Here is a 15317-nt window from a genome sequence, read left to right on the forward strand (position 1 = left end):
TGCGGTTAATCCTGTCTCAATGTCAGAAGCGGCTCAGAATAGCATGTTAAGACAGAAGGGAAACATTATGGCTAAGCGCTTTCAGACAATATTCTGAACCTCAGAATTATACCACGTAGCGCCATACCGATTTAGGTACGCAGCCCAGATCAAACAGACGACCACCGGATACCAGCTCTGCGCGACGATGATCTGCAGCCCGGTACATATTGATGATATCGGTGTTGTCAGAAAGGGAATAATTCAGATGGTCGTAGAGTTTTTCCAGACTGTCGAGGTTATTCACTTTGCGGAATTTTAAAAGATAATCGTGCGCAGTCATTTTTATCGTAACGGATGGATGGGAAAGAGTGCCAAGTATAGGGAGACACCCGGCCGTGTCCAGTTCTGCCACTTAAAAAAAGCAAAAATCAGACAATCACGAGAGATTGATCGCTAAACAACCCTTTTCAACATTTTCGTGCACAGTAAACGTCGCCGCCGTTATCAGGTCAGGTGCTGTACAGGGCGTATGTTGTTTGGGTTGATCAGACCAGGTAACTTTTTATTTGTTTATATGTACGAATCGACTGCCATTAATTCCCGTTTCCCGCGTCAGATGAAGAGAACGTCAGTAAACCCTCAACAAAGGCTTATAGCGGAATCGTTTCATTCGATATACAGGGCCGTGTAGGGATGTGCTGGAAATCACAAAATGCACTTTTTGTCGCCGAATAATTGCCGTAACTCATTCTGTACGCCTCCCTGTAATCGTTTTCAACTGGCCTACACTTAAACGATTCTGTTTATTACATTTATTTATCATAAGTTGAAAAAACACACAGGCGTTTTGTCCATAACCCCTGATGAAATGCCCCCTCATGAAACGCGTAACTCCTTTAAATCGCTCGATTTTGTGAAGCGTGTCGCCCTAATTTACTTTTTTTTACGTCAGTCTTAATGGGCACTTTACCCTATACAGCGAACGCCCTTCAGAGGAATAAAAACTATGTGGAAACGTTTACTCCTGACCACGCTGGTCAGCGCCGCATTAAGTGGCTCAGTGTTAGCGGCGGAAATGACAGTGGGATTCTCACAGGTAGGTTCTGAATCCGGCTGGCGCTCCGCTGAAACCAATGTGGCAAAAAGCGAAGCCAAAAAACGCGGCATCAATCTGAAGATTGCCGATGGACAACAAAAACAAGAGAACCAAATCAAGGCCGTGCGTTCATTTATTGCGCAGGGCGTTGATGCCATCTTTATCGCACCAGTGGTTCAGACGGGCTGGGAGCCGGTATTAGAAGAAGCTAAAGACGCGAAAATCCCGGTTTACCTGCTGGATCGCGCCATTGTGGTGAAAGACAACTCGCTGTACCAGGCTGTCGTAACGGCAGATAACGTGCTGGAAGGTAAGCTTATCGGTGACTGGCTGGTGAAAACGGTGGGCGACAAGAAGTGTAACGTCGTTGAACTTCAAGGCACGGTAGGCGCCAGCGTCGCCATCGACCGCAAAAAAGGCTTTGCCGAAGCGATTAGCGGTCATCCTAATATCAAAATCATCCGTTCTCAGTCTGGCGACTTCACCCGCAGTAAAGGTAAAGAAGTCATGGAAAGCTTTATCAAAGCAGAGAATAACGGCAAAAACATTTGCATGGTTTACGCCCATAACGATGACATGGCCATCGGTGCCATTCAGGCCATCAAAGAGGCCGGCCTGAAACCGGGTAAAGACATCCTGACCGGTTCGATTGACGGTGTACCTGATATCTATAAAGCCATGCTGGCAGGCGAAGCCAACGCAAACGTGGAATTAACGCCAAACATGGCAGGCCCGGCGTTTGACGCGCTGGAAAAATTCAAAAAAGACGGCACGCTGCCGCCAAAAATTATCAGAACGCAATCAAAACTCTTTTTACCTGCTGACGCGCAGGCCGAGTTAGATAAGAAAAAGAACATGGGTTACTAAGCCGCAGGCCGCCCTTCGGGGCGGTTTTCCATGATGTAGGGCGGAGTTGACAGCATGACCACACACAACGAACAACCTCTTTTAGCCATCAGCGGCGTCAGTAAAGGCTTCCCCGGCGTCAAAGCGCTGGACGATGTGTCTTTCAGCCTGCGTAAAGGCGAGATCATGGCGCTGTTAGGTGAAAACGGCGCCGGAAAATCCACACTCATAAAAGTCCTGACCGGCGTTTACACCCGGGACAGCGGCACCGTAACGCTAAACGGCCAGGCGATTTCGCCGCACAGCACCGCCGAAGCCCAGGATATCGGTATCGGTACGGTTTATCAGGAAGTTAACCTGCTGCCCAACATGTCGGTGGCAGATAACCTGTATATCGGGCGTGAACCGCGTCGTTTTGGCATGATCGATCGTAAGCGCATGGTTCGCGATGCCGATGCCCTGATGCGTAATTACGGTTTTGCCCTTGATGTCACCCAGCCCCTTGGCCACTATTCAGTCGCCATGCAGCAGATCATTGCCATCTGCCGGGCTGTCGATCTTTCTGCGCAGGTCCTGATTCTGGATGAACCTACTGCCAGCCTGGATGCCAGCGAGGTTGAAATGCTGTTTACCCTCATGACGCAGCTGAAAAATCGCGGCATGAGCCTGATTTTCGTCACGCATTTTCTGGATCAGGTTTATCGCATCACCGACCGCATCACCGTACTGCGCAATGGTAAATTCATCGCCACGCATGACACGGCAACGCTGCCGCAGATTGAACTGGTGAAACTGATGATTGGCCGTGAGCTGATGGCGACCGCGCTGCAGCGTCAGGGCAGCACGCTACGCAGTAATCAGCCTGTGGTGTCTTTTGAAGATTACGGCAAGAAAGGCACCATCGAGCCTTTCAGCCTGCAGGTCAGGCCCGGCGAAGTGGTGGGGCTGGCCGGACTGTTGGGGTCCGGACGCACTGAAACGGCCGAAGTGTTATTTGGTATTCGTCGCGCCGATCGCGGTACGGCAAAAATCAAAGGCAAAGTTGAACACATTCGCACGCCTGCTCAGGCCTCACGCCTGGGCATGGGGTTCTGTCCGGAAGACCGCAAAACCGACGGTATCATTGGTGCGGCCTCGGTGCGGGAAAATATTATTCTGGCCCTGCAGGCGCAGCGCGGCTGGTTACGGCCGATTAAAAAACGGGAACAGCAGGCGATTGCCGAACGTTTTATTAAAAGTCTGGGTATTCGCACGCCGCATGCAGAGCAGCCCGTTGAGCTGTTATCGGGCGGCAATCAGCAAAAGGTTCTGCTTTCACGCTGGCTGGTGACAAAACCGCAGTTCCTGATCCTGGATGAACCGACGCGCGGCATTGATGTGGGCGCGCATGCGGAAATTATCCGCCTCATCGAGTCGCTGTGTGCTGATGGTCTGGCGCTGCTGGTTATCTCTTCAGAGCTGGAAGAGCTGGTCGGCTACGCCGATCGTGTATTGATCATGCGTGATCTGAAACAGGTGGCTGAAATTCCACTGGAGCAGCTTTCAGTGGCGGCAATCGTTAACGCTATTGCTGACGGAGGTACGCAGCATGCTTGAATCCCCGGTCACCGCGACCAAACCTCAACGTCGCAAGTTCAGGCTGCCGCCCGGCATGCCGCAGATTATTGCCCTGTTGCTGGTGCTGTTAGTTGACAGCCTGGTCGCGAATAACTTCTTTGCGATTCATCTTCAGGACGGACGGCTGTTTGGCAGTCCGATCGACATTATCAACCGCGCCGCACCCGTTGCTTTACTGGCCATCGGCATGACGCTGGTCATCGCCACCGGCGGGATCGACCTGTCAGTCGGCGCCGTGATGGCGATTGCCGGCGCCACCGCCGCTACGCTGACCGTCGCCGGGCACGGTGTACCCTTTATCATTATGGTGACGCTGGCCAGCGGTCTGGCCTGCGGCATATGGAACGGCATTCTGGTGGCCTTACTCCGTATCCAGCCGTTTGTTGCCACGCTGATTTTAATGGTCGCCGGACGCGGTATTGCTCAGCTTATTACTCAGGGGCAAATCGTAACCTTTAATAATGACAGCCTTGGCTGGTTTGGGAATGGGGCGCTGTGGTTGTTACCGGTGCCGGTCTGGATCACGGTGGCGGTTGCGTTGCTGGTCTGGCTACTGGCGCGTAAAACCGCCCTGGGGCTGTTTATCGAAGCCGTGGGCATTAACCTGCGCGCCGCGCGCAATGCAGGCGTGAATGGCTGGCTGGTGGTGATGTCCACCTATGCCATCAGCGGCCTTTGCGCGGCGGTAGCCGGCCTGATTGTGGCGGCGGATATTCGTGGCGCAGATGCTAACAATGCCGGATTGTGGCTGGAACTGGATGCGATTCTCGCCGTGGTCATCGGCGGAGCGTCCCTAATGGGCGGCCGGTTTAACATCGTGCTGTCATTGATAGGTGCGCTGATTATTCAGTCGATGAACACCGGTATTCTACTCTCTGGCTTTCCGCCAGAGTTGAATCAGGTGGTGAAGGCTATAGTGGTCATGTGCGTTCTGCTTCTGCAATCCCCGCGCTTTATTGCGATGTTTAAACGGAGACGTCCATCATGATTAAACGTCATCTGCCTCTGATGATCACCCTACTGGTGTTCGTCATGGGCTATCTGTTTTGCCTGAGCCAGTTTCCCGGCTTTGCTTCCACGCGGGTGATCTGTAACATTTTGACGGATAACGCCTTCCTCGGCATTATCGCTGTCGGTATGACCTTTGTGATTTTATCGGGCGGCATCGATCTTTCCGTGGGGGCCGTCATTGCGTTTTCGGGTGTATTTTTGGCAAAGGTTATCGGTGACTATCACCTCAACCCCGTCCTGGCGTTTGCCCTCATCCTGAGTATGGGAGCGATGTTTGGTGCCATGATGGGCTGGCTGATTGATGCGCTGAAAATTCCCGCATTTATTATCACCCTGGCGGGCATGTTTTTTCTGCGCGGCTGCAGTTACCTGGTCTCTGAGAATTCTATTCCGATCGATCATCCTCTTTACGCCACGCTGTCCAGCATGGCATGGAAGGTGCCGGGGGGCGGGCGGCTAAGTTTGCTGGCGCTGATCATGCTGGTGGTGGTGGCGGGCGGGATCATTCTGGCGCATCGCACTCGCTTTGGTAATCAGGTTTATGCGATTGGCGGCAGCCTGACCTCCGCGCAACTCATGGGCGTTTCAACCCGCGCCACCACCATTAAGATCTACATGCTGTCGACTACCCTGGCGACGCTGGCCGGCATTGTGTTTTCCATCTATACCTCGGCGGGCTATGCCCTGGCTGGATTGGGCGTGGAACTGGATGCGATTGCCTCTGTAGTGATTGGCGGAACCTTACTCTCGGGTGGCGTAGGCACGGTGCTGGGCACCTTGTTCGGCGTGTTAATTCAGGGGCTTATTCAAACCTGGATCAACTTTGACGGCACGCTCAGTTCCTGGTGGACCAAGATTGCTATTGGCATTCTGCTGTTTGCGTTTATCGCGTTACAGCGCCTGCTAACGGTAATGTGGGATCGTCAACGGAACGCGCCGGTGAAACGGCTGATTCAATAAGCTAAGGGCGGCGCTGATGCGCCGCTTTTTTAAGTAGCAGGTGGCGCAACCCATAATCGGTAATGGTAGGTGAGAGAGCGTGAATGAATAAGCATTGCCTGAACAGGGATTATTCATCGTGCGGGTGCATGCGTTGTATCACATCATGCCAGCCTGCATGCTTTCTCAATCACGGATAAAGCATGTCCATTCCCTCTGCGTTATGTCGGTTTATTATTGCTAGCAGGTCATAACGCATTTGCAATGAATGCCTGTCCTGTACGTATTTGGCCTGTTTCAGAAGACGTTAACGACGGCCCGCCTCTTTTTTCACGGCAGAATAAGGTTAATGATGGAGAAGAGGGTGCCAGCGGTATAACTGCGTCACCGGATTGCCAGTCTGGCAAGCGCTGGATTTACGCCTTTATCAGCGCGATGTCGCTGATTAGCGAGAGTAAGAGGGTGACGTTTAGCCGTGAAACGCTTTGTTTTTTCCAGGCAGTGCTAATATCTTTGAAATAATGATGGCAAATAACAGAGACCTGCTGTGGGAATGAATAAAACCTATAAACCCTCGTTAAAAGGGCTTCTGTGCCTGCATTCTGTTGGTTGCATAGTGATTACTGCACTCATGCTGATATTGGTGGTGGGCGTTGTTCTTAAGGTTCTGACTGAAAAAAGAATCATTGAATCTAACACCGCCTATGCCCGTAAGCTTGCTGATATGACCGACAGCACATTCAGAACGGCACAAAAAGAGCTTGCATACAGTGCCACTCAGATTAAACGTTTTGATGACAAACAGGCATTACAGCAAGAAGCTGACAGATTAAGACTGCAATCGGATATGTTCAGTTCAGTCGTGATGCTAACCCCAGACGGTTACGTTGCGGTATCCTCTCCACCAGGTTTACTGCCTGTTGGTACGTCTTTAAATGTTGCCCCTGAGCAGTTGATGGCGGTTAAAAAGGGAGCGTTCGTATCAGAACCCCTTACGCCTTACACAGGTAACTATCTCATTTTCTTGTCGAACCCGGTCTATTCCTCTTCGGGGGCGTATCTGGGTTATATTGCAGGATCTATCTACCTGAAAAGAAAAAGTATTTTAAGCCGCCTCATGAGTCATCATTTTTACACTGATAAAACAACGATCAGCATTGTTTCAGATACTGGAGAAGTCATTTATTCACCTGATGAGACGCTGACAGGAAAAAACAATCCTTTGCCTGGCAGCCTGACCACACACCTGAATCAGGCCAGCAGCGGTGGATTAAAGACAACGTTAGAACAGCGTGACTGCCTGTTAGGCTATTCAGACGTTATCAAAACCAACTGGCACGTATTCGTATGCGTTTCGCCTGACGTGGTCACCACGACACTCACGCTTATCGCTAAAGATGTGTTGGTTTATGGACTGGTGATAGCATTGCTATTGGTCGGTGTGAGCATCTTTGTTTCCACGCAGATTTCCAAACCGCTCGAAAGACTCGCTGGCCTGACCCGGTCTACTACAACGAAGGATTTGCCTCCCAAAATAAAGGATATAAAAACGTGGTATAAAGAATCTGACAGGCTGAAAAAATCTTTTTTGGCTTATTCGAACACAATTAATAAAACGTTGGCCATATTACGAGATGATGCAATAACCGATCATCTGACCAAACTGTATAACCGACGTGGATTTGAGCAACTTACCGCGCCTTACCTCTCTGCTAAAAACGAACATAGTCTTGCCTCTTTCGATATCGATTACTTTAAGCGCATTAATGATCACTATGGGCATGATATCGGTGATAAAACGTTAGTGGCCGTCGCGATGTTTTTAAAAAAAGGCTGCCGCACTAACGATATTGTTTGTCGGTTTGGTGGCGAAGAATTTGTTGTTTTCTTTCCGAATACACAAATCTCAGAGGCTGAATCTATTGCAAATCGTATCCGTGAACATATCGCATGTGCGCAATTTAGCGAAATAGGAAAAATGACAATATCAGCTGGCGTGGAGAGTTTAGCTCACCATAACAACGATATTGAGGAAACATTGCTTTCCGTTGACCAATGGTTGTACCAGGCAAAGCATGAGGGGCGAAACAGAGTTGTTTCTGCCAGAAGTAAACTGATTTCGTCGTAAAAAATGCACTGCACGACGTCAAGATTATCAACATTGAGATCTCAGCGTCGTGCAGTGGACAAGGGTGAAAAATCGTTAAAAAAGCTAACTACTTCTTTCACAGACGAAAAGTGGCGTAGTCTCAGAGTAAAAAAGCCAGGCTTTATCACCGTAAGGCCTGATTTTCAGCAGCAGAGGCTTCCCTTTTTCAATAAAGAAATCAGGTAACCATTTTCTTTGATCCTGAACGCTCATGGTCATTTGTGGCGAGTTGATGACCAAATCTGAGTTAAGGTGATAATAATAGCCCTGTTCTCGATAGGAGAAAGATATGGTTTTACTTAAATAACCATCGGCTTTATTTTTTTCATGAAGCGTACCAGAGAGAGCCAGTATACCTTTGCCATTCTGGATGTTTTGAGAAATGAATAAATTTAGCGTGCTATCTTGCCACTGATAAGAAATATCCGCTTTACATGATATACGGTGTTCCCGGTTTCCACTAAATGGATACAATAAAAGAGCGATAAAGCATAGCCCTGTCAGAACCAGAATTTTATTCATCATTGAAATTCTTAACATAATAATGAGAGAGACAGTTTGCTCGAATTGTAGCGTGCAAGGGGTGCTGGCATTGAAAGTAAGAGAGTCTGTCAGCATTTTTAAAAGATGTCATATAGATATATTGACTGTCTTTACAATTGATATCCAAATCATCTACGCGTTTTTTTAACTCAGCGCTATTGAGCCAGGCGTCTGAGTTATTAAAAATCACGCAGCCTTTATAGTCCATGCTGTGAGCGAAAACGGGCTCTGCCGATTGCGGTTCGACTTTGATAAAAATAAAAATACAGCAAAAAGAAACGAAAGTGATGGCGGTAAAAAACACATTTTTAAAAGAGAGTCGTGCTAACAACATTTCTGTTGTGGGTAGCCATGGCGAGTGATCACGTTGACGTGTTGAGGGTAAAACCGTCTTATCATCTTTATCATCCTCGACATCTGCGTGCTGTAACACGGCTGGAGATGCTCCCTCGTGCGATTCTGTGTTTTCTTCTGACGAAAGAGGTTCATAATTTTTCTCACTCAAGACAGTTGCTGAAGAGGCTGTAACGGTATTTTCTTTCATCACCACGGTTTGTGGTGACAGAATAAAACCACGCCGGGGCATCGTTCGAATGATGTCTTCCTGCAGTCCGGCTTTACTCAGTGCGCGCCTGAGGCTGGATATATTCTGATAGAGGGACGTAGAGGTCGGCTCCATGCCAAAACGACGCCATGCATAGTCAAAAAACTGTTGATGAGTGACTAACTCACCGACATTTTCAATGAGCAACTCGAAGCATAGTGATGCTGAAGCACTAATGATCGCCGGATTGCCTCTGCCAGTAATTCTTTTTTTCTCGGGTTCAAAAACCAGAAAGTGATTAAGTGTAATCTTTCGGCTCAAAGTGCTCTCCATCTGTACCAAAAGAAATGGACATGAATACCCATCTATTGAAAGGAATTAATAGATAAAAATTTGTTATCTGAATCGACATCAGCATAGTGCTGAATAATTTCCAAATCAAATTAAATAAAAGAGTTTTATTTGCATGCCTTTGGCTTTTTTAATTTAAGTGGAATATAAAATACATGATTTAAGTTGTAAGTAATTGATTTTATTGTTTATAATTTTAAATTTAATTTAATAAAAAATAGTAATGTTTTTAGAGGGAACCTGAAGCGGGTTTAGGCTTCTTATGTAGCCCGCTGTCGCACGCGAAAGACAGCAGATAACGATGTTAAAACGCGCAATTAACTTCTCAAAAATTTCTCTAATAGTAATTATATACATTCTCATTTGCCCTGTCAGTCAGGCGTTCTGGTCAACGGCAGGTGTCAGATTCATTTGAACTCTCATTGGTTGACGCGCTTGCTGCCGTTCACTGCATCATTCAAAACAGACGTTGTTGTCAGCATACGCACTCATATGAAAAACGCACATACATACTTTAATAAGCCGTCAGCGCTATCCACATCAGAGGTAGGCGTAGCTGCATGCGCGCAATCCTCAGGTCGCGCAGACAGACATCATGCGACCAGGGGGGTTGGGCGAGGATAAAATCTGCAAGAAAATAATGTGCAGGGTTGTTAAACCAACCAGATTAAGCCCAGATTGCAGACTGAGCGGAACGAATACACCCTCCATTTTCAAAGAACCTCTACCTCAATGATACTCATCGTCACTGCAGCCTGAGATCACGCATCAGCCGTTGTTTAAGTAAATCACGCGAGAATTCAAGGTGGGCATCACAGAATCTTACGTTGCTTCGTTTAACGTTAAGGTATTGCATTTCAATGGGGCGTTGATGATGTTTTTAACTGCCCTCACTTACCTGTGTCATTCTGTATTTATCCATACCTGCGACATTATGGCTTAGCAACGCATCGTAGATATCATGTAATCAATATCCCGCTGTAACAAACACCACTCTCATCGACCTGACAGAATGTCTGTCGTTTCCTGATCTCCTGACGTTAAGTATCGAAAAGTGCGCTACCCAGGCCTGAGGCCCAATGTTCTAAGAGCGTCACGGTTTGCACCGCACTTTCTTTTTCAAACAGATTGCTGATTTAACGGGAAGGTAGGATAAAACGGTAAGCTTTTCTGGTACGACTATCTGACTAAAAGATATGGCTGTGAGTCAATGTAAACCAGTAATGAACTAAAGGAATGAAAATGGTCAGGAATGAAACATCTTAAGTAATGCATTCAGGTTGAGTGACTAACGACAGCGTCAGGCTGAACGTTTGTCTATTTTAAACGTGATTAGTAGGGCAATGAAACAGCGTCAATCAGATGTGACGGCATGGCGTTGTGTGTACTGACGCTTCGACACAGAAAAAAGTATGAAAAGGTACTGGAAAGGGCAGGCTAATCCGGCAGGTGTCCATTGCAATCTTTAAAAGACGGGTTTTCACGCAGTGATAAGTAAATATTGGGAGTTGATGTGTATGTTCTTTTCTGAATTTATTTATAAATCAATCAAAAAAACATTGCTTTAAATGTGGCATAGGGTATGTGTCTATCTTATTGATTTTTAACAATAAAAAACAAAAGATTATTTTATAAAAAAAGAGATTAATTCATATGGCGATTTCAATATTTAACGTTATATTTCTCACCGCATTAAGCCTGAGCGGCTTGTGTCGATTTTTTTATACAGAGATAAGGAAGAATAACGTGTCTTTTAATAAAACAGTATTAGCGTTGAGTTTCACCACCAGTGCATTATTTTGCCATTCAGCCATGGCGGGAACCGACATTAATGTTCATGGCATCATTGCGCCGAACGCCTGTACAGCAAATGTTGTAGGCGGTGAGGCTCTTGACTGGGGGATTACTCAGCACGAAGATCTTAATCAAACCGCGGTCAATACCTTTGCAGCGAAACAAGTGACATTACAGGTAAGTTGTCCCTCAGCGCAGAAAGTGGCATTCTGGGCGACCGACCCCAATGAAAGCAGTGCTATGGTGGGTGTGAATACCAATAACAGAAGTGGGCATGCAGATAGTACGCGTATTTTTGGTTTAGGGATGGATCCGGTAACGGGAAATAAATTGGGGAATTTTACCATCAGCCCTGTTTCATCAACGGTAGACGGCGTGACCAATACGACCTCTTTCGGTTACCAGAATAGTGGTTCGCATAGTGGTACTGCGTTTGGTCGTGTGTTAAATGCCAATTGGAGTTATAAGAAAACGGAAGACTGGACACCATGGGATGAAACGACTAGTGCACCAGCCTCAGGGAAAGTTATTTCATGGGTGTTTGACATCGAACCGCAATTAAACGCCGGAAATATGATAACCAATGCACAACAGGTTGACTGGCAGGGTACTGCACAGATTAACGTACGTTATTTCTAATTTATTTTTTTGAGAGCGACAGCAGGCATCTCCCTATGAGGTGCCTGATTTTGACATGCAAAAAATATATTATGTTGTTACTGTTATTTTCTTTTTAATTTTTATAGCACCAGTGCGGAGTGAAACGCTACATTTTGATTCTAATTTGATGGCTGCGAATGGTATCACTTCTGCGCAGCTTGATAATGCACTTAATCAGCATGTAATGCCAGAGCGAGAAACGGAATCTGATATTTACATCAATGGAAAATATATTTTATCAGGAAGGGTTTTTTCGGTTAAAAATGCAGCGGTTTATTCGCAAGACATAAAATCAAAAGCAGGAATAAAAGCGTTAGCATGGTCGCCCTACAAAGCCAGAAATGGCAGTAAATATTTTTATCTGGATAAACAGATTCAGGCTAAATTTGATCGCGCTAATAATACCTTACGGTTATTAGTCCCTGTAAAATATCTGATTAATCCAGAGGGGAAGCAAAGGTTGAGTGGCGGGAACGGGGCATTTATAAATTACAATACCTATGCCTATCGCTTTTCAGGAGGAGAAACCTCCCTCAACAGTATCAATACAGATTATGAAGCCGGAATTAATATGAAAAATACGATTATTCGCTCACATGGTTACTACAGTTCCTTTAGCAACCGTAACGCACGTACGGCGGTTAACACGATACGTGATGGCTATATTGAGCGAGACTATCAAAATGTTCGCGTCCGCGCAGGACGAACAATCGTTAGCGATGGTGGGTTTGGCACTGGCTATATTGATGGTGCCATCATCTCCTCCGCCAACGGCAACGCGACGGCATTTGTGAACTTTAATTATGAAGCTGCAGAAACGCTGACTGTCGAGTTCTGGCAAAATAACTTGCTTCTCTGGAAACAAATCATTCAGAAAGGCCATGCGGAACTGCGTAATATTCCGGTAGCTGGCTTTAGTGATGACGTCAGGGTATTGGTTAAGCGAGACGGGCAGATCGTTGACTCGCGCATCATCTCACGCGCGCAAATCACCTCTGACCAGGATGGTAACGCGGGCTATTATGCTTTTACGGGACGTACCGTTAGCGGCAGCAGAAGCACGGTAAGCGGCGCCGGTTTCTCCAGAACGCTAAATTCAATCTTCGCCCCATCGGTCGCTATGGTCACTGCGTCAGGCTATCGCGGGCTTACGGTCAGCAATACGGCTTTCGAAAAAGATTTTCGCTTTCGCTCCAGCCTGACAAGCGTACAAAATGAGAAAAACCAGAAGGGCCTGAGTTTGGATGTTTCAGGCAGCTATAAAAATACCAGCCTTAATTTTAGTCGTAACAGCCGGCATTTTAGCTATATTGACCAGGCACGACTCGGGAATTACAATGCACAGCGGAGCAGCATTGGTTTAACGCAGACGCAGCAGTTTTCCTATGGCGTGACAGGAAGTATCTCGTTAACACATTATCGTTTCTACGATGCGCCTGGTTTCAATTCATTGTCAGGCAGTCTGAACTTACCTGTGGGAAAAGCTTCGTTGGGCGTAGGTGTCTCCTACATGTCATTAAGCCCCGGACAAACGCAAAAAGATAAGATCAGCCTCAATCTTTTCTTGAGCCTTCCACTAAGTTTCAACAAACACAGCGCTAACTGGCGAAGTCAGTATTACACGTACGGTAACAGAGCGCGCCTGTCGAATTCGCTCAGTGCGCCGGTATCTAAAAACTATACCGTGACTGCCAGCCAGATGCGTACGTCGGGCGCGGGTCGTTCAGAAAGCTACTCGCTGGATAATGCCGTCATTACACCTTACACCACTGCGGATGTCTCGCTCTCCCAGGGACGAGATGCCGGAGGCGTATCGCAGACCACCGCGGCATATTTATCCGGTGCTGTTGCCATTAGTAAAGAAGGCGTTATTTTCTCACCAAACCGTATTGGCAATACCTGGGCGGTGGTCGACACAGGCGTCCATCATTATCTTGATGTCGCCTCATTACAAAGTAGTGCGGTCACCAATCATGATGGAAAAGCCATAATTACGCCTGTCGCTGAAGGACGAAATGATTTTATTCGCGTTAGCCCGGAAGGTCTGCCATCAGGTGTAATCATTAAAAACAACGTCAGAGATTTTTCAGCTGTTCGCGGATCGGTGCCGTTCTTTAAATTTGGCATAGCGGATAACCGTTCAATGCTGTTGAAATGGAGCCACAAACCTTCTGACATTCATCAGAGTGATCTTTTTTATGACGGTTCTGGAAAATTAATTGCCCGTTTCATCGACAAAGATATTCTTTTAATCGATGAAAAAGATATCGGAAAGCTGGAATCAGAAGGTATGTCGTCACCTACGCATTTAAATATGCAATGTAAACTTTCATCTCGTCGTCTGAATCAACAGGAGAGTATTAAAAATGTTATTTTCAACTGCCATGCTTCGTAACGTTTCTATGAGTGTTTTCATATTTACAGGTCTTATTCATGATGCCAGTGCCGAAATTCTTCCTTCATCATCAGCGGTGTTGATCGAGTCAGGTAAGCAGGAGTCGACTATTGATATTAAGAATAATGGCGATAAAAGTGTGCTGCTTTACAGCAAAATCCGGCGTCTACCAGACGATAATCTTGCCGGTGGCACACTGTATACTGAACCTCAGGCTATTGTAATAGGTCCGGGCGACATCCAGAGCATTCGGGTAATTTACCGAACCAATACGCCGGATGTAAAAGAGCATATCGCGCGCGTCGTATTTACAGGATTACCACCTAAGGATGAGGTCAGCGATGGAAAGGTGAAAATTCTCATTGGGCAAGATCTGCCGGTCGTAGTTAACGTCAGAAAAGATATCGAGCAAAAAGATATGTGGCAGCGCGTACAATATCAGTTAGTCCGCGGCGATCTCTGTATAAGTAATCCCAGCGCTAAAGTCTTTCGTTTCTCACCTTTGGTTAATACAGATGAAGGCGGATCGAAAATCACTTTTACGAAGCCTTATGTTCTTCCGCAGGAGACGTTGTGCGCTACACCTTCTCATCCACTTTCAAAGGGTATGCATCTGAGCATCACCAGCGTCAGTGACTATAATTATGAGTTAAAAACAAACAAAGTCACCCTGTAGTTTATTGCAGGCGCGCCTTTGAGGTTTACTGATTCGCTAAGGAGATAACATGTGCTTAGGGTTATCGGGAAACATGGAGAAAATGTTTTTTTAACGGACAAAGAAATTGCCGTAATAGGGTTTTACATGACCGGAATGAAATTACAGCAGATTGCGTGCCGGACAGGCATGGATGTGCTGAAAATTCGTTACCACAAACGCAGGGTGATGCGTAAATTAGGTGTGAAAAACAATAAGGAACTTATTCTCTGGTTCATCGCCAACCGTCCCTCTTTTAGTCTTGAGGAGAGGGATGGTTAGTGCAAAACGAGGATTCATCCAATTAATAACCAATGGGTGTACGTGGTTTGAATATTTTGGCGAACGCTCTCGGCACTGTGCCGGCGATATGCCTTCCTCTCCGCAATGTAAGTGGGCAGGTGCAGGGAAGGTTTATGGCGTTGGAGGCGGTGCTGGCAAAACGTTGCGAGGAAAAGGGGGCTTTTGGCCGCTGTAGGAGGAAAGATATTGCCGGAGGATTCTGCGCCTTTCTGTAACTGGCGGGGATGAGTTACAGACAGGCGCAGAATACCCTTTCTGGTTGTGTAACGTCCTAAAATTGTTATCTCAATGTTCTGAGCTGAACGCTTTATTGAATATGAAAATAGCGAGAGGCGAATAAAAAAAGTACATCCGATATTCTGAGAATGGAAATCTGTTCTGTGTGGCTTCGTG

The 15317-nt window shown here is 46.7% G+C and carries 12 protein-coding genes; 9 read left to right on the forward strand and 3 right to left on the reverse strand.

The genetic code is table 11. The features are described from left to right. Positions 1-106: 106 nt before the first annotated feature. Positions 107-322: a transcription modulator YdgT gene (ydgT, locus tag DFO57_RS03910; RefSeq protein WP_014605919.1), complete on the reverse strand. Its 216-nt coding sequence runs from the start codon at positions 320-322 to the stop codon at positions 107-109. 666 nt (positions 323-988) lie between these two features. Here ydgT and ytfQ point away from each other — a divergent pair. The 5 genes from ytfQ (at position 989) to DFO57_RS03935 (ending at position 7619) form a co-directional block, all read left to right on the forward strand. Beyond that, positions 989-1945 carry a galactofuranose ABC transporter, galactofuranose-binding protein YtfQ gene (ytfQ, locus tag DFO57_RS03915; protein WP_013025666.1) on the forward strand — a complete coding sequence of 319 codons (957 nt, stop codon included), beginning with the start codon at positions 989-991 and terminating at the stop codon, positions 1943-1945. A 54-nt stretch (positions 1946-1999) separates the two neighbouring features. Then, positions 2000-3520 (forward strand): sugar ABC transporter ATP-binding protein, encoded by a 1521-nt coding sequence (locus DFO57_RS03920; protein ID WP_014605918.1) that lies wholly within the window; start codon positions 2000-2002, stop codon positions 3518-3520. Further along, positions 3513-4529 carry a galactofuranose ABC transporter, ATP-binding protein YtfT gene (gene ytfT / locus DFO57_RS03925; protein WP_014593626.1) on the forward strand — a complete coding sequence of 339 codons (1017 nt, stop codon included), beginning with the start codon at positions 3513-3515 and terminating at the stop codon, positions 4527-4529. The genes DFO57_RS03920 and ytfT overlap by 8 nt, the downstream gene beginning before the upstream one ends. After that, positions 4526-5512, forward strand: a complete 987-nt coding sequence (gene yjfF / locus DFO57_RS03930) for a galactofuranose ABC transporter, permease protein YjfF (protein ID WP_014605917.1) — start codon at positions 4526-4528, stop codon at positions 5510-5512. The genes ytfT and yjfF overlap by 4 nt, the downstream gene beginning before the upstream one ends. A gap of 526 nt (positions 5513-6038) precedes the next feature. Then, positions 6039-7619 carry a sensor domain-containing diguanylate cyclase gene (locus DFO57_RS03935; protein ID WP_110015091.1) on the forward strand — a complete coding sequence of 527 codons (1581 nt, stop codon included), beginning with the start codon at positions 6039-6041 and terminating at the stop codon, positions 7617-7619. Positions 7620-7703: 84 nt separating this feature from the next. Here DFO57_RS03935 and DFO57_RS03940 read toward each other — a convergent pair whose 3' ends face one another. Then, positions 7704-8162 (reverse strand): hypothetical protein, encoded by a 459-nt coding sequence (locus DFO57_RS03940; protein ID WP_019105277.1) that lies wholly within the window; start codon positions 8160-8162, stop codon positions 7704-7706. Beyond that, on the reverse strand, positions 8155-9060 hold the full coding sequence (locus tag DFO57_RS03945; protein WP_014593630.1) for a winged helix-turn-helix domain-containing protein: 906 nt from the start codon (positions 9058-9060) through the stop codon (positions 8155-8157). Before DFO57_RS03945 ends, DFO57_RS03940 begins: the two co-directional genes overlap by 8 nt. 1764 nt (positions 9061-10824) lie before the next feature. Here DFO57_RS03945 and DFO57_RS03950 point away from each other — a divergent pair. Genes DFO57_RS03950 through DFO57_RS03965 form a run of 4 tightly spaced genes read left to right on the forward strand, consistent with a single transcriptional unit; the run spans position 10825 to position 14903 of the window. Continuing rightward, positions 10825-11511 (forward strand): DUF1120 domain-containing protein, encoded by a 687-nt coding sequence (locus DFO57_RS03950; RefSeq protein ID WP_231858583.1) that lies wholly within the window; start codon positions 10825-10827, stop codon positions 11509-11511. 55 nt (positions 11512-11566) lie between these two features. Next, complete coding sequence (locus DFO57_RS03955; RefSeq protein ID WP_110015092.1) at positions 11567-13927, forward strand: fimbrial biogenesis outer membrane usher protein; 2361 nt, start codon at positions 11567-11569, stop codon at positions 13925-13927. Next, complete coding sequence (locus DFO57_RS03960; RefSeq protein WP_105091445.1) at positions 13899-14603, forward strand: fimbria/pilus periplasmic chaperone; 705 nt, start codon at positions 13899-13901, stop codon at positions 14601-14603. The genes DFO57_RS03955 and DFO57_RS03960 overlap by 29 nt, the downstream gene beginning before the upstream one ends. 51 nt (positions 14604-14654) lie before the next feature. Next, complete coding sequence (locus tag DFO57_RS03965) at positions 14655-14903, forward strand: helix-turn-helix domain-containing protein (RefSeq protein ID WP_105078606.1); 249 nt, start codon at positions 14655-14657, stop codon at positions 14901-14903. Positions 14904-15317 lie beyond the last annotated feature (414 nt).

It is taken from the genome of Pantoea sp. AG702 (assembly GCF_003182295.1).
GTDB lineage: Bacteria > Pseudomonadota > Gammaproteobacteria > Enterobacterales > Enterobacteriaceae > Pantoea > Pantoea ananatis.